The sequence below is a fragment of the Flavobacterium sp. ENC genome (assembly GCF_020991415.1).
GTDB lineage: Bacteria > Bacteroidota > Bacteroidia > Flavobacteriales > Flavobacteriaceae > Flavobacterium.
Genome location: NZ_JAJMOY010000002.1, coordinates 1 through 20,514, shown reverse-complemented (window position 1 = coordinate 20,514; position 20,514 = coordinate 1). Strand labels below are relative to the sequence as shown.

Annotated in this window: 21 protein-coding genes and 1 pseudogene; 15 read left to right on the top strand and 7 right to left on the bottom strand. The window is 36.2% G+C overall.

Features of this window, described 5'->3' with window-relative positions; genetic code table 11:
* Positions 1 to 25: 25 nt before the first annotated feature.
* From LPB89_RS04960 to LPB89_RS04930, 7 genes are all read left to right on the top strand, one after another.
* Entirely contained in the window at positions 26 to 463 is a 438-nt protein-coding gene (locus tag LPB89_RS04960) for a thioesterase family protein (protein WP_154341639.1), read from the top strand.
* Positions 464 to 554: 91 nt separating this feature from the next.
* Positions 555 to 1,391: a mechanosensitive ion channel family protein gene (locus tag LPB89_RS04955; protein WP_230700589.1), complete on the top strand. Its 837-nt coding sequence runs from the start codon at positions 555 to 557 to the stop codon at positions 1,389 to 1,391.
* 108 nt (positions 1,392 to 1,499) lie between these two features.
* The gene (locus LPB89_RS04950) at positions 1,500 to 2,492 is read left to right on the top strand and encodes an alpha/beta fold hydrolase (RefSeq protein WP_230700587.1); all 993 of its coding nucleotides are present in this window, start codon (positions 1,500 to 1,502) and stop codon (positions 2,490 to 2,492) included.
* 25 nt (positions 2,493 to 2,517) lie between these two features.
* Complete coding sequence (locus LPB89_RS04945) at positions 2,518 to 2,907, top strand: DUF1398 domain-containing protein (RefSeq protein ID WP_230700585.1); 390 nt, start codon at positions 2,518 to 2,520, stop codon at positions 2,905 to 2,907.
* Between the two features lie 32 nt (positions 2,908 to 2,939).
* Positions 2,940 to 3,797 (top strand): sulfurtransferase, encoded by an 858-nt coding sequence (locus LPB89_RS04940; protein WP_230700584.1) that lies wholly within the window; start codon positions 2,940 to 2,942, stop codon positions 3,795 to 3,797.
* A gap of 163 nt (positions 3,798 to 3,960) precedes the next feature.
* Complete coding sequence (locus LPB89_RS04935; protein ID WP_230700582.1) at positions 3,961 to 5,202, top strand: ATP-binding cassette domain-containing protein; 1,242 nt, start codon at positions 3,961 to 3,963, stop codon at positions 5,200 to 5,202.
* 8 nt (positions 5,203 to 5,210) lie between these two features.
* Positions 5,211 to 5,825 (top strand): hypothetical protein, encoded by a 615-nt coding sequence (locus LPB89_RS04930; RefSeq protein ID WP_230700580.1) that lies wholly within the window; start codon positions 5,211 to 5,213, stop codon positions 5,823 to 5,825.
* 70 nt (positions 5,826 to 5,895) lie between these two features.
* Here the strand turns inward: LPB89_RS04930 and LPB89_RS04925 are convergent, their stop codons facing one another.
* Together LPB89_RS04925 and LPB89_RS04920 are read right to left on the bottom strand one after the other, a co-directional pair.
* A complete protein-coding gene (locus tag LPB89_RS04925; protein ID WP_230700578.1) occupies positions 5,896 to 6,939 on the bottom strand; it encodes an RluA family pseudouridine synthase in 1,044 nt (347 codons plus the stop codon).
* Positions 6,929 to 7,552 (bottom strand): PASTA domain-containing protein, encoded by a 624-nt coding sequence (locus tag LPB89_RS04920; protein ID WP_230700577.1) that lies wholly within the window; start codon positions 7,550 to 7,552, stop codon positions 6,929 to 6,931. Before LPB89_RS04920 ends, LPB89_RS04925 begins: the two co-directional genes overlap by 11 nt.
* Positions 7,553 to 8,100: 548 nt before the next feature.
* Here LPB89_RS04920 and LPB89_RS04915 point away from each other — a divergent pair.
* The 6 genes from LPB89_RS04915 to LPB89_RS04890 all read left to right on the top strand — a co-directional run bounded on the left by LPB89_RS04915 (position 8,101) and on the right by LPB89_RS04890 (position 12,616).
* On the top strand, positions 8,101 to 9,072 hold the full coding sequence (locus LPB89_RS04915) for a D-alanine--D-alanine ligase (RefSeq protein WP_230700576.1): 972 nt from the start codon (positions 8,101 to 8,103) through the stop codon (positions 9,070 to 9,072).
* 182 nt (positions 9,073 to 9,254) lie between these two features.
* Positions 9,255 to 9,890, top strand: a complete 636-nt coding sequence (locus LPB89_RS04910; protein ID WP_230700575.1) for a hypothetical protein — start codon at positions 9,255 to 9,257, stop codon at positions 9,888 to 9,890.
* Between the two features lie 28 nt (positions 9,891 to 9,918).
* Positions 9,919 to 10,611, top strand: coding sequence for a DUF421 domain-containing protein (locus tag LPB89_RS04905; RefSeq protein WP_230700574.1), 693 nt, complete (start codon positions 9,919 to 9,921; stop codon positions 10,609 to 10,611).
* A 198-nt stretch (positions 10,612 to 10,809) separates the two neighbouring features.
* Entirely contained in the window at positions 10,810 to 11,268 is a 459-nt protein-coding gene (coaD, locus tag LPB89_RS04900; protein ID WP_127337254.1) for a pantetheine-phosphate adenylyltransferase, read from the top strand.
* 84 nt (positions 11,269 to 11,352) lie between these two features.
* Positions 11,353 to 11,964 carry a zinc-ribbon domain-containing protein gene (locus LPB89_RS04895; RefSeq protein ID WP_230700573.1) on the top strand — a complete coding sequence of 204 codons (612 nt, stop codon included), beginning with the start codon at positions 11,353 to 11,355 and terminating at the stop codon, positions 11,962 to 11,964.
* A gap of 73 nt (positions 11,965 to 12,037) precedes the next feature.
* On the top strand, positions 12,038 to 12,616 hold the full coding sequence (locus LPB89_RS04890) for an alkylphosphonate utilization protein (protein WP_230700572.1): 579 nt from the start codon (positions 12,038 to 12,040) through the stop codon (positions 12,614 to 12,616).
* Between the two features lie 144 nt (positions 12,617 to 12,760).
* Here the strand turns inward: LPB89_RS04890 and LPB89_RS04885 are convergent, their stop codons facing one another.
* Positions 12,761 to 13,207 (bottom strand): hypothetical protein, encoded by a 447-nt coding sequence (locus LPB89_RS04885; protein WP_230700571.1) that lies wholly within the window; start codon positions 13,205 to 13,207, stop codon positions 12,761 to 12,763.
* A gap of 222 nt (positions 13,208 to 13,429) precedes the next feature.
* The gene (locus LPB89_RS04880) at positions 13,430 to 14,779 is read right to left on the bottom strand and encodes a DEAD/DEAH box helicase (RefSeq protein ID WP_230700570.1); all 1,350 of its coding nucleotides are present in this window, start codon (positions 14,777 to 14,779) and stop codon (positions 13,430 to 13,432) included.
* 798 nt (positions 14,780 to 15,577) lie between these two features.
* On the opposite strand from LPB89_RS04880, the gene LPB89_RS04875 reads away from it, so the two are divergent.
* Together LPB89_RS04875 and LPB89_RS04870 are read left to right on the top strand one after the other, a co-directional pair.
* Positions 15,578 to 17,305, top strand: a complete 1,728-nt coding sequence (locus tag LPB89_RS04875; RefSeq protein WP_230700568.1) for a M14 family metallopeptidase — start codon at positions 15,578 to 15,580, stop codon at positions 17,303 to 17,305.
* Between the two features lie 609 nt (positions 17,306 to 17,914).
* Positions 17,915 to 18,139 (top strand): hypothetical protein, encoded by a 225-nt coding sequence (locus LPB89_RS04870; RefSeq protein ID WP_127337246.1) that lies wholly within the window; start codon positions 17,915 to 17,917, stop codon positions 18,137 to 18,139.
* Positions 18,140 to 18,498: 359 nt separating this feature from the next.
* Here LPB89_RS04870 and LPB89_RS04865 read toward each other — a convergent pair whose 3' ends face one another.
* The 3 genes and pseudogenes from LPB89_RS04865 to LPB89_RS04855 form a co-directional block, all read right to left on the bottom strand.
* A complete protein-coding gene (locus LPB89_RS04865) occupies positions 18,499 to 19,044 on the bottom strand; it encodes a hypothetical protein (protein ID WP_230700566.1) in 546 nt (181 codons plus the stop codon).
* A gap of 219 nt (positions 19,045 to 19,263) precedes the next feature.
* Positions 19,264 to 19,833, bottom strand: a complete 570-nt coding sequence (locus LPB89_RS04860) for a DUF6705 family protein (RefSeq protein WP_230700564.1) — start codon at positions 19,831 to 19,833, stop codon at positions 19,264 to 19,266.
* Positions 19,834 to 19,850: 17 nt separating this feature from the next.
* Positions 19,851 to 20,514 (bottom strand): annotated as a pseudogene (locus LPB89_RS04855) (hypothetical protein); the annotation flags it as partial.

Sequence of the window (20,514 nt, the reverse complement as noted above, 5' to 3'; positions counted from 1 at the left end):
GATTTCTCAATAAAATACAAACAAAATGGCTTCATTTATTAAAGAATTATCTTTTCGCTGGTCAGATCTTGATCCAAATTTTCACGTTCGTCATAGTGCTTATTACGATTTTGGAGCACAACATCGTATCGAAATATTAGAACAGTTAGGTTTAACACTACGTGTCATGCAGACACAGGGTTTTGGCCCGGTTTTGTTTAGGGAAGAATGCATCTTCAGAAAAGAATTAAAACTTTCAGATAAGATATTCCTTCACACCAAAACTTCAAAAATGAAAGCCGATGCGTCACGCTGGTCCATCGTTCACGAATTCAGGAAAGAAGATGACACCCTTTGTGCTGTCATCACAGTAGACGGTGCCTGGATGGATACCAAACTGCGTAAATTGGCTTCCCCAACTCCTGAAATTGCAATTGAAGCTTTGAGTATTTTCCCTAAAAGTGATGACTTTGTTGGACTTTAAAAGAAAATCCTAATCTGTTATAATTACAAAAATCCAAAAAGCACCTTCTAAAAAATAGTCGTTTTTTGGATTTTTTTAAACTTACAACTCTATGATTGATTATTTAAAAGACTTTAGGATAGGTGTTTTTATTGCCATTATAGCGATTGTCACTATTGTTCTGGGGGCTATTACCGACAAAGTATTGCGTTATTTTCTGTATCGTAAATTAAGCAATAAAGAATATGACGCTACCGGTTTCCGGTTTTTAAAACATTTAATCATCACCGTAATTTATATTTTGGGATTTGCTTTTGCCTTAATCCAGATTCCGGAATTTAAAATTATCGGACATTCCTTTTTGGCCGGTGCCGGAGTAATTTCATTGGTGGCGGGTCTGGCTTCACAACAAGCTTTGAGTAATATTGTAAGTGGTATTTTCCTGGTGATTTTTAAGCCTTTCCGAATCAATGATAAAATTACCATCAATGGCTTCGTTGGGACAGTAGAAGATATTAATCTGAGACAGGTCGTTTTGAAAGATGCCGAAAACAACCGGATCATTATTCCGAATTCGGTTATCAGCAATCAGATTATCGTAAACACCAATATGCACGATACCAAATGCTGCAAAATAATCGAAATTGGCATCGGGTACGAATCAGATGTCGAAAAAGCATTAGAAATCATGAAGGAGGAAGTGGCCGGACATCCCTTTTTTATTGATACCCGAACAGCCGAAAATAAAAAACAAAAGACACCTCTGGTCACGGCGCGTGTTGTAGCACTTGCAGATTCCGGCGTAACCCTGAAAGCCTGGGCGTGGGCCAAAAATTCTACAGATGGTTTTATTATGTACTGCGATTTATTACAAAGCATCAAAAAACGTTTTGACGAAGCCGATATTGATATTCCGTATCCGCAGCGTGTTGTTACGCTTAAAAAGTAACTATGTACTAAACTTTCGGTTTTTTCTGATAATTTTAAGATTATAATTTTTGCTTTTAAAGCGCTAAGCCTTACTTTTATTATAATTGAAAATAAACACTGTCCGAAAATGAAAAACATACAAATCATATTGCTGCTGCTTCCCTTCCTTTGCCTGGCGCAACAGGAAAACGTAAAAGCACTCGACATCAATTTAACGAATTACGAATATCCATTCCCGGTTCATTTTTTAGAACTGAACAATCAGCGTCAGCCTTTAAAAATGGCTTACATGGATATCAAACCGGAAAATTACAACAACAAAAATATCGTATTGCTTCACGGTAAAAATTTCAACGGCGCGTATTGGGAAACCACAATCAAAGCGCTGACAAAAGAAGGTTTCAGGGTTATTGTGCCGGATCAGATTGGTTTCGGAAAATCTTCAAAACCGGATCATTTTCAATACACTTTTCAACAACTCGCAGAGAATACCAAAAAAGTACTGGATCATTTAGGAATTCAGAAAACAACCATTTTGGGGCATTCCATGGGCGGAATGTTGGCTACGAGATTTGCGTTGATGTATCCCGAAACAGCAGAAAAACTGGTGCTTGAAAATCCGATTGGTTTAGAAGACTGGAAATTGGTCGTTCCTTACAAACCCGTAGAATGGTGGTACGAATCGGAATTGAAACAAAATTACGAAGCCATCAAAAAGTACCAAATGGAAAATTATTACGACGGCAAGTGGAATGCTGATTTTCAAAAATGGGCGGAACTGGGCGCCGGATGGACGACTGCCCCGGATTACTCAAAAGTGGCCTGGAACTCTGCCTTACTCTACGATATGATTTTTACACAACCCGTTTTATACGAATTTAAAAACATTAAAAGTCCGACACTTTTAATCATCGGAACGAGAGACAAAACGGCTTTAGGAAAACAGCTTGTCCCGGAAGAAGTCCGAAAAACAATGGGAAACTATATGGAATTGGGCAAAAAAACACAAAAAGCAATTCCGAATGCAAAATTAGTTGAAGTTCCGAACACGGGACATTTACCACATATTGAATCATTTGATTCCTTTATAAAACCATTAATTGTATTTTTGAAACAATAAAACTTTAACCTTAAAAACGAAATATATGTTTACTATAGAACAAATAAAAGAAGCACACGGCAAAGTAAAAAGCGGTGCTGATTTTCCAAATTATATACAGGATTTAATCATTTTAGGCGTAAAAGGGTACGACACATTTGTACACGACGGCCATGTTGAATATTACGGGGTAAACAATTACAGCGTTACTGCAGATGAAAAATATCCTGAAATTAAAATCTCAGTGGCTGTCAATAAAGAGCTTTTTATCGAATTTCTGGTCAAACACCAGAATGGCGAAACAGATTATCTTACATTTTGTAATCATGCTGCACAATGTGGTATTGCCAAATGGCGTGTAGATATCATCGAAATGACCTGTACTTATTTTGATCTGGCAGGAAACGAAATATTGATTGAAAAAATTCCGGGTTAACATTATTAAAAAGAATTTAATTTTTCATTTAAATGTCCAATACATTTTCACCTCTTATACAGCCTGAAGAATTAGTAAAACTGCAGGAATCCTCAGGAATCATCCTGATTGATGCACGGGCCGGAATTAATGCCGAAGAAAATTATCAGAAAGAACACTTAAAAGGCGCGCGCTATGTTGACCTGAATAAGGACCTGGCAACTGTCGAAAGCGATCCTGCAAAGGGCGGAAGACATCCGCTGCCTTCTTTTCAAAAGTTTTCAGAAGTACTTTCCAGACTTGGAATTCAGCCTTCGGGCCATGTGATCATTTATGATGATAAAAACGGGGCGAATGCCGCGGCCAGATTCTGGTGGATGCTGCGTGCTATTGGCCATGAAAAAGTGCAGGTTTTAAATGGCGGTTTGCAGGCTGCGATAAAAGCCGGGTTTCCGGTCAGTTCGGAAATTGAAATTTTCGAACCCGTTGAAAAATATCCGGTTTCAGCATGGAATTTAGCCTTAGCCGATATAGAAGCAGTCGAAAAAGCCCGAAATAACAATGAAAACATCGTAATCGATGTTAGAGATAAAAATCGTTTTGACGGGCTCACAGAACCACTGGATTTAATCGCAGGACATATTCCCGGTGCGGTCAATGTTCCTTTTAGTGAAAACCTGGACGAAAATGGCTTTTATCATTCTGCTGAAATATTACATCAGAAATACAGCCAAATTTTAGGTGATGTAAAACCTGAAAACACAATTGTACATTGCGGTTCAGGAGTTACGGCCTGCCATACTTTGTTAGCCATGGACTACGCCGGAATTCCGATTCCGAAACTGTACATTGGCTCCTGGAGTGAATGGTCGCGAAACGATCGCGACATGTTTACACAGCAAACAAAATAACCGCGAAGTAAAATTCACAATTATTAGCCACAGATTACCGGATTGAAATGATTTTAAAATCTGTGCTAATCAGTTAATCTGTGGCAAAAACAACTATTAATCTATGTTTTTGTTTGTTAAAGATATACGCAACAGGTAAAAACAATTCTATTAAAAAACAGAAATGCAGCATTGGGATATACTTTTGTCGAATCAGGTAAACAAAAAAGCCTTTATCGATACTTTACTTTCTGGCGAAGCCAAAGGAGAATTAGCCGTTTTTAACAATCAAAAAGGAATACTCTTTTCAGATATTGCCATTGAAAAATTCATCGAAAAAGAATACCAGTACGACATTGTTGAGGCTTCTCCGGATTCCCACAGGCAATTGAGAACCTTTTCTTCCGGTGAACGCAAAAAAGAGTTTTTAAAATACTGTATCAGCCAAAAACCTGACTTTATCATTTTCGATAATCCGTTTGACCATTTAGATCAGGCCTCGCGTGTCATTTTAGCCGAGTCTTTAAAAGATTTAACAGAGCAGATCGCTATTATTCAAATCGTAAACCGCGTTACAGATGTACTTCATTTCGTGCCCAATAAAGCGCAGATCAAAGACAATACCTTTGAATTACATCCTCTTTCAAAAATAGAAAAACTTTATAAAACGCTAAATACAGCGGCAATTCCAAAAGCTTTGGAATCACATTCCTTCGACGAAAATGTTTTAATCAAAATGGAAAATGTTTCCGTAAGCTATGACGACCGAAAAATTGTAGACCAAATTTCATGGACCATAAAACAAGGTGAATTTTGGCAGTTGATCGGCCCAAACGGTTCCGGAAAAAGTACGATTTTATCTTTGATTACCGGAGATAATCCAAAAGGTTTCGGCCAGGATTTACATTTGTTCGGAAGAAAAAAAGGAACCGGGGAAAGCGTCTGGGACATCAAAAAACAAATCGGAATCTTCACGACTTCCATGACCGATCTATTCCAAAAAGGACATACTCTGGAAGAAATGATTCTTTCGGGGTTTTTCGATTCCATAGGTTTATACATTGAGCCTACAACCTTGCAAAAACAAACCGTGGCACAATGGCTTGAAGTAATTGAAATGAGTGATTTGCGCAAAAAACGTTTCATCGATCTTTCTATTGGCCAGCAAAGAGTCGCGTTAATTGTCCGTGCGGTTTTAAAACATCCGCCTTTATTAATTCTGGATGAACCTGTGGAAGGTCTGGACGATGAAAATGTTGATTTGGTTATTCAGTTGATCAATACCATCAAACAGCAAACGAATGTCAGCATTTTATACGTTTCACATCGCATCGAATCAGGCCTCGCTCCTACTTCGGTATTTGAATTGCTTCCGGCTCCCACAGGGTCAATCGGCAAAATCAAATACCACCCGGAACAAAACTAAAAAACAAAATGAAAATTAAATATCCTGTGTTATTAGTCTTATCCCTAATAATCACTTCCTGTTGCGGCACCATTGCCACTACAAAAAAAGAATACAAAATAACTCACGCGGCTGCCCTAAAATCAGACTGGAACTTAAATCCAACAGAATGGTTTCTTGAAAAAGACACTTTAAGGGGAATTGGCGGTCCCATGCATTGGGGTGTCATAGAATCTAAAAAGAGCCTTCCCGAAAATTATGAAATCGATTTTAACGTCAATATGACCAAAGAATCACTGTTTGAAATTATGTTAAACATCGATAAGGAACACTATATCAGAACCTATCTCTACCAAATAGACCAGAATATCGTAATAGGAAGAGGTGTTTACAAAAAAGGAACGGATGAATATGAAAAACGCGGAGGCCCGACTTTATTTAAAAAACCAATGAAATTAGAAAACAACAGATGGTATTCCATAAAAATAAAAGTGCTGCACAACCAATTGTTCTTTTCAGTCGATAACGAAACTGCCTTAGAATGTTCTCTGGAAAAAAGTCTGTTAAGCCAACAAGGCAAGTTAGGTTTCCTAACCAACGGAGAAGCAAAAATCAAGGACTTAACCATTAAAAATATCCCATAAAAAAAAGCTCCGACTGGAGCTTTTTTCAATATCAGGAATTATCTAATTTTCTAATTAAAAAATTATCTAATTAATTTTCCTCTTCTTCCATATTATGCGACTTCCCGTAATTGCGCCATTTCTCGATACAATCCTGGAAATCTTGTGGTAACTCAGTATCAAAACGCATCATTTCTCCGGTATTCGGATGCACAAAGCCAAGTGTTTTAGCATGCAGTGCCTGACGCGGCAAAGCTTTAAAACAATTTTCTATAAACTGTTTGTATTTTGTAAACGTAGTTCCTTTCAGGATCAAATGGCCGCCATAACGTTCGTCATTAAACAACGGATGTCCGATATGCTTCATATGGGCACGAATCTGGTGCGTTCTTCCTGTTTCTAATCGACAGGAAATCAAAGTCACATAACCAAAACGTTCCAATACTTTATAATGTGTAATCGCAGGTTTCCCGATTTCAGGATCAGCAAAAACAGCCATCTGCATGCGGTCTTTCAGGTGTCTGGCAAGATTTCCTTCAATTGTTCCTTCCTCTTCGGCCACATTCCCCCAAACAAGGGCAATATATTCGCGTTCCGAAGTTTTAGCTTCAAACTGTTTGGCCAGATGTGTCATGGCCGCTTCCGTTTTGGCTACCACCAAAAGTCCGGACGTGTCCTTATCGATTCGGTGCACCAAACCAGGTCGCTCGCTGCTGTTCATAGGCAGATTGTCAAAATGATGCGCCAGGGCATTCACCAAAGTTCCGGTGTAATTTCCGTGGCCAGGGTGTACCACCATTCCGGGTTCTTTGTTAATCAGTAACAAGGCATCATCTTCATAGACAATATTCAACGGAAGATCTTCCGGAAGAATATGGTTTTCAAACGGAGGGTGAGTCAGCATTACGGTCACCACATCAAATGGTTTTACTTTATAATTTGATTTTACAGGAATATCATTTACAAAAATGTTTCCTTCAGTGGCTGCGTTCTGAATTTTATTTCGGGTCGCATTCTGAATCAAATTCATTAGGTATTTGTCAATACGCAACAGCGCCTGACCTTTAGGGACTTCAAATCTGAAATGTTCGAATAATTCGTCTTCCAGATCTAAATTTTCATTATTATTGTTCATCTTTTGGGGTTTCAGTTGCCGGCGCAGCTAAACTGTCTGTCGCCTGACTGTCGTCTACATACGATGCTTTTCCGTCTCCTAAAACCAAATCAATTTTAGAAGCTTTGAGCACGCGGTCTCCTACTTTTAAGTTTCTTCCTTTATAACGCATCTCCAGGACCATATCTTTTCCAAGGTTCGGAATATAAGTGATTGTTCCTTCTTCAAGCCCTAATGCTTTTAGGGTCGGAACCGCTTCACGATAGGTTTTTTCGATTAAGTCCGGAATTTTAACGGACGAAAAACCGGATGCATTAATTTTAATATATATTTTTCTTCCTACTTTTACCTTTGTCCCGGGCAATGGATCCTGCTCCACAACACTGTATTTAGGAAATTCACTTCTGTAATCAACACTGTCCAAAAGCACATAGTCCAGGTCTAATTCGTCCAGCTTACTTTCAACTTGTTCTTCTGTCAGTTTAGATAAATTCGGAACGGTTATTTCGTTCCCGTGATCCGTTGTAAAAGTCAGCCAATGCATAAACAAATACCCCAAAACTGCAATAATAGCAGCCGCACCTAATACTTGAAGAAAAAATACACGGCTTGTTAAATACTTACGTAAACTCATAAAATTATTTTTAGTTGTCGCAAAGATAAACCTATTTCGTTTCAAAAAAAATGATAATTTTGTTTAAAACAAGAAAGTATAAGGATTGTTGTCCTGATCGAAGCCGATTGTCATCCTGAGCGAAGCCGTTTGTCATCCTGAGCGAAGTCGAAGGATGATTTTCAGGAGCCATTTCCTGCTGTCCGCTGTATCTTTTATGCCGAACACCGGCACAAAAGGATGCCGCTTCCATCAGGGCTAGAACACTTGTTTTAATAAAACATTTTAAGTTTTGTTTGTCAGGCTGAACGAAACCGGATTGTCAGGCTGAGCGAAGTCGAAGTGTCACACTTATCGAAGTTCAAATTGTCAGGCTGAGCGAAGTCGAAGCCCCCGCAAAGTGATGCAGCAAACGTGGGCTTCGACTTCGCTCAGCCTGACAAAAAGTTTAAATGTCGCTCAGCCTGACAAAAGTGAGAATCACGGTAAAAACCTGAAACAAAGAAAACCTGAAACAAAGAAACAATAACAATAAACAAATAAACGCTTAAACAAATAAACATCAAAAAATGAAAAACATAGCCATTATCATGGGCGGATATTCAAGCGAATATAAAATTTCTCTTATCAGCGGAAACGTCGTACACCAATACCTTGACAAAACAAAATATGCCGGTTTCCGTATTCATATTTTTAAGGAAAAATGGGTCTATGTAGATGAAAACGATGCTGAATTTCCAATTGATAAAAATGATTTCTCCGTTACCGTAAACGGACAAAAAATCACTTTCGACTGCGTTTTCAATGCCATCCACGGAACTCCGGGCGAAGACGGACTCATGCAGGCTTATTTCGAATTATTAAATATCCCACAATCTTCCTGTGATTACTACCAGTCCGCATTGACTTTTAATAAACGTGATTTGCTTTCGGTTTTAAAACCTTACGGAATCAAAACGGCAATTTCCTATTACCTGAACAAAGGTGATGCCATCAATACAGCCGAAATTGTAAAAAAAGTAGGTTTACCCTGTTTCGTTAAACCAAACAAAGCAGGTTCAAGCTTCGGAATTTCAAAAGTAAAAACAGAAGCAGAATTGCCAATTGCTATTGAAGTGGCTTACAAAGAAGACAACGAAATCATCATCGAAAGTTTCCTTGACGGAACAGAAGTTTCGGTTGGTGTTATTAATTATAAAGGAGAAATCAAAGTTTTACCGATTACAGAAATTGTATCAGACAATGATTTCTTTGACTACGAAGCGAAATACGAAGGAAAGTCACAGGAAATAACACCTGCCAGAATTTCAGACGAATTAACTCAAAAAGTGGGAGAAACGGCAAAACGTGCTTACGAAGTGTTGAAAATGAAAGGTTTCTCGAGAAGCGAATTCATTATCGTAGACAACGAGCCATACATGCTTGAAATGAATACCATTCCCGGATTAACAACCGAAAGCCTGATTCCGCAACAAGCCAAAGCAGCCGGAATCTCCCTGGAAGATTTGTTTACCAATGCGATTGAGCTGGCTCTTTCTTAAAAGTTGCTAAGATACTAAGGTTCTGAGATGCTAAGTTAATAAGATCTCGGAACCTTATTTTTTTTTTTACTCTACTATTCTCAGACTGAGCGAAATCGAAGTCCCTTAATGAATTTACGAGGCTTTGTGCCGCTCTGTGGATGCAATTTCTCCTTCGTCGAAATGACACAAAACCATAATTTATGATGCTTCTAGTTGGAACTCGAGATTTGAATGTTCAAAATGGCACACTCCTAAATGAAAAATGCCCGAACTGTAAAAATGAAAACACTTTAAATTTTAGCATTTACAAAAGATATACTTACATTACTTTAATTCCATTATTTCCAGTAGGAAAATATGTAAACATAGAATGTAGTGAATGCAAGGAAGTTTTTGATTACGAAGACTTACCTCAAAATGCTCAGGAGACACTTAAAAATATAAAATTAGGGAGTTCAATTTGGTTGTTTACAGGTTCAATTATAGTCGCTTTGTTTCTTATTTACAGCATTAATAACTATTTGAATAATAAAGATAAAACCAGTGTTTTAATTAAAAACCCAATCGAAGGAGATGTTTATAACGTAAAACTATCCAGCGGATATTATTCAACAATGCGAATTGACAAAGTCACTAAAGACACCATTCAATCTACCCAAAATGATTATAATGCTTATTTACCCTACGAAGTCGACGAGATTGATCAGACAGAAAACTATTCAGATCGTAAAATTAAATACTCCCGAAAAGAATTAAATAAACTTTACGAAGATGGTGATATTATAAAAATCACCCGAAAAAATCTAAATTTAAATAAGCAGGTCTTAGTACCTTAGCTGCTCAGAAACTTAGAACCTCAAAAAAATGAAAGAAATTTTCGAATGGAACAGAATATTTTATAACGATCTCCCGGAGAATTTTGCACTGGAAGTGATTTTTCGATCCACAGTGATGTTTACGATTTTATTACTGACTTTAAAACTTGCCGGAAAAAGGGGTGTAAAACAACTGTCCATTTTCGAAACCGTCATTATTATTGCCTTAGGTTCTGCAGCCGGAGATCCTATGTTTTATGAAGATGTCGGCATTGTTCCTGCAGCCATCGTTTTTACTGTAATTATTGCTTTATACCGTGGCGTAACCTGGCTTACGGGAAAGAGCAAAAAATTTGAGGAATTCATTGAAGGTAAAACCGAATGCTTAATCAATAACGGTAAATTTTCGATTGCCACATTCAAAAAAGAAAGTCTCGCACAGGATGAATTTTTCTCAGAACTACGCATAAAATCCATCGAACATCTTGGACAGGTAAAACATGCCTTTATCGAAACCAGCGGTGAAGTAAGCGTATTTTTTTATGAAGATAATGAGGTAAAATACGGCTTACCCATATTACCCGCCGCATTCAATAAAAAAAGTAAACTGATCGAAAATGAAGGTGTTCATGCCTGTACTTTTTGCGGCCATACCGAAGAACAAAAGCCGGGAACTGCTAAATGCGAAGTGTGCCAAAAAGACGAGTGGGTTCCGGCCATTAAAACACTTAGAATAACGTAATAGAGTTAAATTCCAATTTTTATAGCGATCTGGATAAATTCCAAATTCCAATAAAAACAAATAAAACTTTAGCATGCCTAATTAATATACTTTGAACCTCTGAACCTTAAAAAAAAGCTTTAGCTTGTTTCATTAAAAAACTCTGAACCTTTGTAACTTTGAATCTCTGAACCTTAAATAAACTCTGAACCTTAAAAAATGAGAAAAGCCATATTCCCCGGATCATTTGATCCGATTACGCTGGGACACGAAGATATTATCAAAAGAGGAATTTCCCTGTTTGACGAAATTGTAATTGCGATTGGTGTTAATGCCGAAAAAAAATACATGTTTTCACTGGAAGAGCGAAAACGTTTTATCGAAGAAACCTTTAAAGACGAACCCAAAATTTCGGTGATCACTTATGAAGGACTGACCATAGATCTGGCCAAAAAACTAAAAGCGAATTTCATTTTAAGAGGCTTGCGAAATCCGGCCGATTTCGAATTCGAAAAAGCAATTGCACATACCAACAGACGCCTTTCGAAGATAGAAACGGTATTTCTTTTAACGGCTGCAAAAACATCTTACATCAGCTCCAGCATTGTGCGTGATGTATTGCGTAATAATGGGGAATATGAATTATTGGTACCGGATGCGGTTAGGGTGAAGAAGTAATTCCAGCTAAATTTAACTTAAAAATATAAATTTGGAGAAGTAAGATATATATCTATTTTTGTACAATTAACCAAAACACTAAAAATGGTATTTTATTACGGAACCAAAGCTACGAATCTAAGAAATGGGCAAATTATTAATGTAGATTGTCCCAATTGCAACAGCAATGTGTCAATGATTTACAGCGTATTTGGAAAATATGGTCACTTGTATCTCATCCCTTTTTTCCCAATCAAAAAATTAACTTTTGCCGAATGTAATTCTTGCAAAAAAACATTCGAACAAAAAGAATTACCAGCGCCAATACAGCAAAAACTGGAAAGAGAAAAAGAAAAAAACAAAGTGAAGACTCCGATCTGGATGTTTTCAGGGTTGTTTTTAATTGCTGCTATTATCGGTCTTGTTTCCTACAGTTCACATCAGACAGACTTAGACACGGCAAGCTTTATTAAAGATCCAAAAGCCGGAGATATTTATTATTTAGACTCAGTTGAAGGCTATTATACTACCATAAAAATAAATCAGGTTTCAAAAGACAGTCTGACTGTTTTCCTGAATGATATGGAAATAGGTAGTAAAACAGAGATGGATAAAATTGATATTGACAAAAATTATACAAAGAAATCTAACATATCTAAAAAAGATATGCTGAAACTTTATAATGAAAAGAAAATTTATGAAGTGAAACGCAATTAGCATTTAATCTTCAGGTATAATTTGCGAAACGTAGTATTTAACTCTACTTTCGCCAAAAAATAAGATCATAAAAATGAGCATAGAAAGAGAATTAAACAAACGCAGCGGATCGAAATGTGAACTTTGCGGCGCAACCGAAAACCTTAAAGTATATACGGTTCTGCCCACCCAAAAAGGCGGGATTGACGAAAGCGTAATGGCATGCGGCACTTGTGTAGACCAGATTGAAAATCCGGATAATGTCGATTTAAATCACTGGAGATGCTTAAACGACAGCATGTGGAATGAGAATGTTGCCGTACAGGTTGTGGCCTGGAGAATGTTAAGCCGCCTTCGTGCTGCAGGATGGCCACAGGAATTACTCGATATGATGTACCTGGACGAAGATACGCTGGCCTGGGCAAAAGCAACAGGCGAAGGCGAAGAAGATGAAAACAAACTGATTCACCGTGACAGCAACGGCGTAATTTTAGAACACGGGGATTCTGTTGTTTTAATCAAAGATCTAAAGGTAAAAGGATCAAGCATGGTGGCCAAGCAGGGAACTGCTGTTCGTAACATTCGTCTGGACCATGAAAATGCCGAATACATAGAAGGAAAAGTAGACGGACAACAGATTGTAATTATCACGCAGTACGTGAAGAAGATATAATTTTTAAAGGTACAAAGGTTCAAAGGAACAAAGTTGCAAAGGTTTTATTTTTATAACCTGAAACTAAAAAAACTTTAAACCTGAAACTAAAAAAGGCTATTCAAAATCTGAATAGCCTTTTTTGGTTTTATGCTTGAAAGTAAATTATTTCTGGAATAATTTATTGATCTGATCTTTTACGAATGGCTCAGAAACGCTGCTTGTTGCAGAAGAAGCTTCTTTTGAAGAAACCATGAACTGAACTGTAGCTTTCTCAGGAATAACACTTCCTGTGTAGTGCAACCAGATATAGTTATTAGGCAATTCTAATTTAATATCATACAAAGGGCTTGCAGTAAAACCTCCCATAATAATATTATAAAGGCTTGTGTAATCATTGTTTACGTTTTTAAATGAAAACTTTCTTAAAGCTGAAGAATCGTCATCATTCTGGATGCTAGTATAATAAACAGTATATTCATCTCCAATTTTTTGAATATAATTGTTATTTACTTTTCCCAATTTTTCAACTGGTACAGTTTCAAGAACTTTAATCTGTGCAAACGAAACAAAACTAAAGAGCAAAATGGCAAGGGTAATAATTTTTTTCATAACGAATTTGGGGTTAATTTTTACTAATATTATAAACGCCGAAATTATGAAAAATTACCGCTACAACTGCTATTTTATTAACATTAAATTGTGAATATTAGTTAAAATTCCAAAGCAGCAAAACAAAACGAATGTAACCTTTTAAAAATCAACAAAATAAACTAAAAACAACGGCTTTAAACTTTGTGAATTTTCTCGAAAACTGATCAAAATTCATTGCTTTTATCGCTCTTCTTCCTTTTTAACGACCTTTCTGGCCACTTCAATTTTAAATTTTTTGCCTTTCATTTTCTCGTCCCTGATATTTTTCAGCAACTCTGTTACTTTATTGTATTTTACTGCTGCAAAAGAAATAAAGTCTTTTACTTCAATCAGTCCTAAATCTCCTTTTTCCAGTTTTCCTTTTTGGGAAAAGAAACCTACGATGTCAATTTTATTCAATTTGTTTTTCTTTCCGCCACTAATATAAATGGTTTGAAATTCCGGTGGTTTTGGTAATGTCGTTACGTTATCGACATTCAGGACATCCATTCCGTAGTCAATATAATCCAGTTGTTTTTCACTTTCGTGAATCAGTATATAAGCCGTTCCGGAAGCCTGCATACGTGCTGTACGACCGTTACGGTGTGTAAATTCGTCTTCTTTTAAAGGCAAATGATAATGAATTACATGCTTCATTTCCGGAATATCCAGACCACGGGCAGCAAGATCGGTTGTGATCAGGTAGCTCACGCTTCCGTTTATGAACTGAATCAAAGCACGTTCACGTTCGTCCTGATCCATTCCGCCATGGTAATAAACCGAGTAGATTCCTTTTTCGTTCAGTGTATCGCTAATACGTTCCGCCGCATCACGATGGTTACAGAAAATAATAGCCGATTGTGATTTCAGCGAACAAATCAGATTGAATAAACTTCCCAGCTTATCTTTTGCAGAAGAAACTACCATTTTCATCGACAGATTGGTCTTTTCCTCTTCTTCAGGAATAAAATCCAAAACAGTTGGATTAACGACTCTCGTATATCTCGGAATCTCAACATCGGAAGTCGCCGAAACCAGAACGCGTTTGTTCAGTTTCGTTAATTTCCCAATGATAAAAGACATCTGCTCATGAAAACCCAATTGCAGTGATTTGTCAAATTCATCCAGAATTAGAGTCTGAACTTTATCCAGACGAAAAGTTCCCCTGTCAATATGATCTGCAATTCGTCCCGGAGTTCCGATTAAGACTGCCGGAGGATTGCTTAAGTTTTTGATTTCAGTATCTATCGAGTGACCTCCGTAACAGATATTTACTTTATAATCGGTACCCATTTTTTTCCAGACCTGTTCGATTTGCAGTCCTAATTCACGGGAAGGAACTAAAATTAAACATTGAACGGAAAGAATTTCAGGTTGCAATAATTCTAAAACCGGCAATAAAAAGGCCAAGGTTTTCCCTGATCCTGTCGGGGAAAGTAATAAAACGTTATTGTCGTTAAGAATTGCATCCTGTGCAACTTCCTGCATTTCGTTCAGGCTTTCGATGCCTAAATTCAAAAGTATATTGTTGGAATGGTGTTTTTTATTCATTTTGCAAAAGTAATCAAAAAAAGTGGTTTCAGGTTTTCACGTTTTCTTTCTTTCAAGTTTTTTAACCGCAAAGTTCGCAAGGGTTTACGCAAGGGTTTTTATTCAATCACGCAAAGACGCAAAGCCGCCAAGTTTATTTTCTTTGCGTCTTTGCGTGTATTTACATTTCAACATGAAACCTCAAACAATAGTAACCGCTTAGAATGCACAAAGTTCCTAACGCTGCTTTTACTCAATCACGCAAAGACGCAAAGACGCCAAGTTTTTTTTTATTAAATCACGCAAAGCCGCCAAGTTTATTTTCTTTGCGTCTTTGCGACTTTGCGTGAAATAAATTAGTACTCTTTGCGGTAAAATACAAAAAGGCTTTATTCACATTTCAACCTGAAACCTGAAACCTCAAACAATTGTAATCGCTTAGAATGCACAAAGTTCGTAAAGCTGCTTTTATTCAATCACGCAAAGTCGCAAAGCCGCCAAGTTTATTTTCTTTGCGACTTTGCGTAAAATAAATTAGTACTCTTTGCGGTAAAATACAAAGAGGCTTTATTTACATTTCAACCTGAAACTTGAAATCTCAAACAATTGTAATCGCTTAGAATGCACAAAGTTCGTAAAGCTGCTTTTATTCAATCACGCAAAGTCGCCAAGTTTATTTTCTTTGCGTCTTTGCGACTTTGCGTGAAATAAATTAGTACTCTTTGCGGTAAAATATCAAAAAGGCTTTATTCACATTTCAACCTGAAACCTGAAACAATAAAAACTTTATATTTGACTTTTCTATTAAAAACCCAAATCATGAAACTTTTTACTATTGTCATTTCACTTTTTACACTTACTCTTTTCGCCCAGAACACCAAAAAATACGATACTTTTTTTGAAAAAGGAAATGGAAATCAGGCGGCAGATTATCAAGAAACCATCAACTACTACACGCTATTATCGCATGATTTCCCAACAATCCAGATGCTCGAAATGGGCCTGACAGATTCAGGATATCCTTTACATATGATTACTTTTAATCCGGAGAAAGAATTTGACTTTACTAAAATTCAGAAAAACAAAGCCGTTTTATTAGTGAATAACGGAATACACGCCGGAGAACCGGACGGAATTGACGCTACTATGCAATTGTTCCGCGATCTGGCTTTAGGAAAAATCAAGGCTCCCAAAAATACGGTTATCGTTACCATTCCGGTCTACAATATAGGTGGCGCTTTAAACCGAAATTCCACCACAAGAGCCAATCAGGATGGTCCTGAAATTTATGGCTTTCGCGGTAACGCCAGAAACTACGACCTGAATCGCGATTTCATGAAATCGGATACGCGTAACACCAAGAGTTTTGTTGAGATTTTCCAGAAAGTAAATGCTGATGTTTTCATAGACAATCATGTTAGTAACGGATCTGATTATCAGTACAAACTAACTTACATTATGACACAACACAACAAATTAGGGACTGTTCTCGGTGATTTTATGAATACCCAAATGATGCCTGCTTTGGTAAAAGATTTACAAAATAAAAAAATAGAAACGACTCCTTACGTAGACTCTTTTAAAGATACACCGGACAAAGGTTTCGGTCAGTTTACAGACAGTCCGAGATATACTACCGGTTACACTTCGCTCTACAATACTATTGGATTTGTGGTGGAAACACATATGCTGAAAAAATATGCCGACCGTGTTAAAGTGACTTACGAATACATGAGGTCGACCATTGATTTTATGGACGCCAATTACCTAAAAATCAAAGAACTTCGACTGAAAAACGAAGAACAATATAAACCCAAAAAGACCTATACCTTGAGATGGGAAATGGACAGCACCAAAACGACTCCTTTTTCATTCCTGGGCTATGAAGCGGGTTACAAAAAAAGTGAAGCTACAACCGGAAATCGTTTGTTCTACGATCGCAGCAAGCCTTATAAAAAAGACGTTCCTTATATAAAAGAATTCAAATCTGTAAAAGAAGTTGTGATTCCGACTGCTTATATTATTCCGCGTGGGTATTGGAATATTATTGACCTTTTGAAAAACAATGCCATCACCTACTCTGCCCTAAAAAAGGATACGATAATAGAAGTCGAAAGCTATAAAATTGCAGATTTCAAAACCGCTGCGTCGGCTTATGAAGGGCATTACATTCACAGAAATACGACCATTACTTCTAAAATGGTAAAAGTTGCTTTTGCGAAAGGCGATTACCTGGTTCCAACAAATCAAAAAGGGGTAAAATATCTACTGGAAGCTTTCGAACCGGAAGGTGTTGATTCTTTCTTTAACTGGAATTTCTTCGATCCTATTTTACAGCAAAAAGAACATTATTCGGAGTATGTTTTTGAAGATACCGCGGCGAAACTTTTAAAAGATAATCCAGCCTTAAAATCGGAGCTGGAAAGTAAAAAGCAAAATGATGCCGAATTTGCCAAAAATCCCGAAGCACAATTAGAATGGATTTACAAACATTCGGCTTATTATGAAAAGGCGCATTTGCAATATCCGGTTTATCGTGTTTTGTAGATTTTTCTTAACCGCAAAGTTCGCTAAGGTTTTTTGTTTTTGATTGGGTTGAAAAACGCGAGAGGTCACAAAGCTTTGCGTGTAGATCTGAGCAAATTTCGATTGATTGAACTTAGTAAGCTTTATACTTTAAGTTGTGACAAAATGAAAGCGAATAAAAATTTTGTCACGATTTTTTTGTGACAAAAAAAATAAAACAAAAAAATTTGTCACGGATTTTGTGACAAAAAATAATTTTTAAAAAAAATTGTCACAGTTTTTATGCATAACAATATCAAAAATAAAGTTTATGCTATTTGATAGCGACTTATAACATTTTACATTTTGAATTATTTCTAAGAGTGGAAATCATTTACTTATTACAAACTTTTATGGAAAGTTATTTTGTAAATCATTTTTAGTAAAACCTTTTTTTGTAACATTACAATTGAAAAAAAATGTTTTAATATGAAAGTTTTTTCTTATATTTACAGCTCTTAAATTACGACATTAAGACTAAATAAAATTGCCCTTGTATTATGTGAACGTTAGGAAACGATCGTAAAAGCGCTGTCGTAAGCGTAAAAGAAACACTAAGGTACAAGGGTTTTATTCTTAAATTACGACATTATGAGTACAAACACTTTTTCAAAAGAAGCCGAAAAAAGGCTAATTGATTTTTTTAATCACGCGATAGCCCCGGAAGATATGGCTAAAGTAATCAGGCAGGTAAATTATACACTGGCTTTAGGCGTAATGCGGGAACAGGAAACTCCGCCAAACGGAATAGAATCCAATTTTTATTGGCTCAATGAATTGGCCGAAATTTTAAATCCTTATCTGGAAGCTGAATAAATTTCTTTGATATTTTAAATGTAAACCCCGAACTCAAAAGTTCGGGGTTTATTTATTTTAGGTGTTTGCCAATGCGTACATTCATTAGCGAGTCGCTCGTCCAAGCGTGGAGTTAGTATGGAATCAATAAATTACCTCACCCTTTTGTAGATCAGAAAAAAAATATAAAGTATTAAAGAAAATAACAGTAGAATTGTTGCTACAGGCAAATAGGTAAAGACATAATATGTATCATGAATATTAATATCTAAACAATATTCAGTTGGATAAATGTAACCGTAAATTAGCATCCCAATGCCTAAAATTAAAAAGAGGTAAATAAAATATTTCATAGTCTTGTATAATATTCATCCAAAAAATTACTGCCTAGTTAATCTCATTTTAACCTCAGGAAATAATTGTGCCGCAGCTCCATTTGGACAATCCTTTTCAAGTATAATATCGCGTTGTGGTATTAAAAATAATTCCATTACAGAGTCCGAATTTTTAGTTAGCATAACATAAAGTTCCCCTCTTTGTCCGCAATCAAATTGACGCCCCCCATACAATAAAACAAAAAATGTTTTATCATAATAATAACTTGTAACCACATATCCACTATTATCCGGTTCTGTTCGCGTATCCTCTAAGATTCTGCCACTTGCATCTTTTATTAAGTAACGCATTAGTAATCTGTCTTTAGTATAGCGAACTGGTTTATCTGTAATTTTAGAAAATATCAGTTCATAATTTTTGCCGTCATAAGAGCCTTTCCAGGTTCCGACATATTTATCCCGAATTCCATTAACATCCTTTAAATATGTTACACTTTCTGGAAAGTCCACTTTTGCACGCACATAATCTATCTCTTTTTCGATTGGAAGGATTGATTGGGCTTTGCATGCTGAATTACAAAGTATTATCATGCATAAAAAAAAATATTTTTCATAGTGTTTGTTTTTAATATTTAGGAACAAGGCATTGTTGCTACAGGCAAATAGGGAAAGACATAATATGTATCATGAATATTAATATCTAAACAATATTCAGTTGGATAAATGTAACCGTAAATTAGCATCCCAATGCCTAAAATTAAAAAGAAGTAAATAAAATATTCATAGTCTTGTATAATATTCATCCAAAAATTACTGCCTAGTTAATCTCATTTTAACCTCAGGAAATAATTGTGCCGCAGCCCCATTAGGACAATCCTTTTCAAGTATAATATCGCGTTGGGGTATTAAAAATAATTCCATTACAGAGTCCGAATTTTTAGTTAGCATAACATAAAGTTTTCCTTCTTGTCCGCAATCAAATTGACGTCCTCCATACAATAAAACAAAAAATGTTTTATCATAATAAAGACTTTTTACCACATACCCACTATTATTCGGTTCTGTTCTCGTATCTTCTAAAATTCTGCCATTTGCATCTTTTATTAAGTAACGCATTAGTAATCTGTCTTTAGTATATCGAACTGGTTTATCTGTAATTTTAGAAAATATCAATTCGTAATTTTTGCTGCCATAAGATCCTTTCCAGGTACCGACATATTTATCCCGAATTCCATTTACATCTTTTAAATATGTTACACTTTCTGGAAAGTCCGTTTTTGCACGCACATATTCTATCTCTTTTTCGATTGGAAGTATTGACTGGGCTTTGCATGCTGAAATACTTGCTATTGTCATACCTATAATGATCATCTTTTTCATAGTGTTTGTTTTTAATATTAAGAACATGGTATTGTTGCTATTTTATCATTGTTATTCAATGTTTTTTTAGCACTAGTCCCATTTTTGTTTATTTTGAATAATGAAATACCGTTAATACCAATTTGTTCCTTTATGAATTTTAAAAACCCAACTTCCCTTGAGCTCTTATTATCCTCCATAACTTCTTCATATTTTTCTCTCATATTTATGTCAAAATTTAATCCCATATTAATATCGTTATGGGTTCCTTCAAATCTTAAGGTATAATCACCTTCACTTGAAATCATCATTCCATACACATTATCTAAAGGAATATTATTTCTATGGGCATTATCTAAAAGCGCAATAAATGATTTCACATCTGAAGGTGAAAACATTTTAATCGGTGAGTTTATTGTTGGATCACCATTTGGATCAACAGTTCCAGAATCATAATCATCAATATGTGTGTGCATATAACCAATGGTATTAGGATCTTTGGGCAAGCTCATACTGTCATTACTCAAATTATCCAGAGGCGTAAAGGGGCCATTTTTGCTCTGTGAATAGCCAGTCTCTTTTTTTAGATCCGTTTTCTTTCTTAATTCTTCCTGTTTTGCCAAAAAATTAGCATTAACCATTTGTTGCTTTATTTTATCACAGGGATTTGCAGCCGTTGCAGGAGGAAGACCCGGACTGCTG

Coding starts and splice junctions, on each gene's coding strand:
- LPB89_RS04960 (WP_154341639.1), top strand. CDS start 26: ATGGCTTCATTTATTAAAGAATTATCTTTTCGCTGGTCAGATCTTGAT.
- LPB89_RS04955 (WP_230700589.1), top strand. CDS start 555: ATGATTGATTATTTAAAAGACTTTAGGATAGGTGTTTTTATTGCCATT.
- LPB89_RS04950 (WP_230700587.1), top strand. CDS start 1,500: ATGAAAAACATACAAATCATATTGCTGCTGCTTCCCTTCCTTTGCCTG.
- LPB89_RS04945 (WP_230700585.1), top strand. CDS start 2,518: ATGTTTACTATAGAACAAATAAAAGAAGCACACGGCAAAGTAAAAAGC.
- LPB89_RS04940 (WP_230700584.1), top strand. CDS start 2,940: ATGTCCAATACATTTTCACCTCTTATACAGCCTGAAGAATTAGTAAAA.
- LPB89_RS04935 (WP_230700582.1), top strand. CDS start 3,961: ATGCAGCATTGGGATATACTTTTGTCGAATCAGGTAAACAAAAAAGCC.
- LPB89_RS04930 (WP_230700580.1), top strand. CDS start 5,211: ATGAAAATTAAATATCCTGTGTTATTAGTCTTATCCCTAATAATCACT.
- LPB89_RS04925 (WP_230700578.1), bottom strand. CDS start 6,939: ATGAACAATAATAATGAAAATTTAGATCTGGAAGACGAATTATTCGAA.
- LPB89_RS04920 (WP_230700577.1), bottom strand. CDS start 7,552: ATGAGTTTACGTAAGTATTTAACAAGCCGTGTATTTTTTCTTCAAGTA.
- LPB89_RS04915 (WP_230700576.1), top strand. CDS start 8,101: ATGAAAAACATAGCCATTATCATGGGCGGATATTCAAGCGAATATAAA.
- LPB89_RS04910 (WP_230700575.1), top strand. CDS start 9,255: ATGATGCTTCTAGTTGGAACTCGAGATTTGAATGTTCAAAATGGCACA.
- LPB89_RS04905 (WP_230700574.1), top strand. CDS start 9,919: ATGAAAGAAATTTTCGAATGGAACAGAATATTTTATAACGATCTCCCG.
- coaD (WP_127337254.1), top strand. CDS start 10,810: ATGAGAAAAGCCATATTCCCCGGATCATTTGATCCGATTACGCTGGGA.
- LPB89_RS04895 (WP_230700573.1), top strand. CDS start 11,353: ATGGTATTTTATTACGGAACCAAAGCTACGAATCTAAGAAATGGGCAA.
- LPB89_RS04890 (WP_230700572.1), top strand. CDS start 12,038: ATGAGCATAGAAAGAGAATTAAACAAACGCAGCGGATCGAAATGTGAA.
- LPB89_RS04885 (WP_230700571.1), bottom strand. CDS start 13,207: ATGAAAAAAATTATTACCCTTGCCATTTTGCTCTTTAGTTTTGTTTCG.
- LPB89_RS04880 (WP_230700570.1), bottom strand. CDS start 14,779: ATGAATAAAAAACACCATTCCAACAATATACTTTTGAATTTAGGCATC.
- LPB89_RS04875 (WP_230700568.1), top strand. CDS start 15,578: ATGAAACTTTTTACTATTGTCATTTCACTTTTTACACTTACTCTTTTC.
- LPB89_RS04870 (WP_127337246.1), top strand. CDS start 17,915: ATGAGTACAAACACTTTTTCAAAAGAAGCCGAAAAAAGGCTAATTGAT.
- LPB89_RS04865 (WP_230700566.1), bottom strand. CDS start 19,044: ATGATAATACTTTGTAATTCAGCATGCAAAGCCCAATCAATCCTTCCA.
- LPB89_RS04860 (WP_230700564.1), bottom strand. CDS start 19,833: ATGAAAAAGATGATCATTATAGGTATGACAATAGCAAGTATTTCAGCA.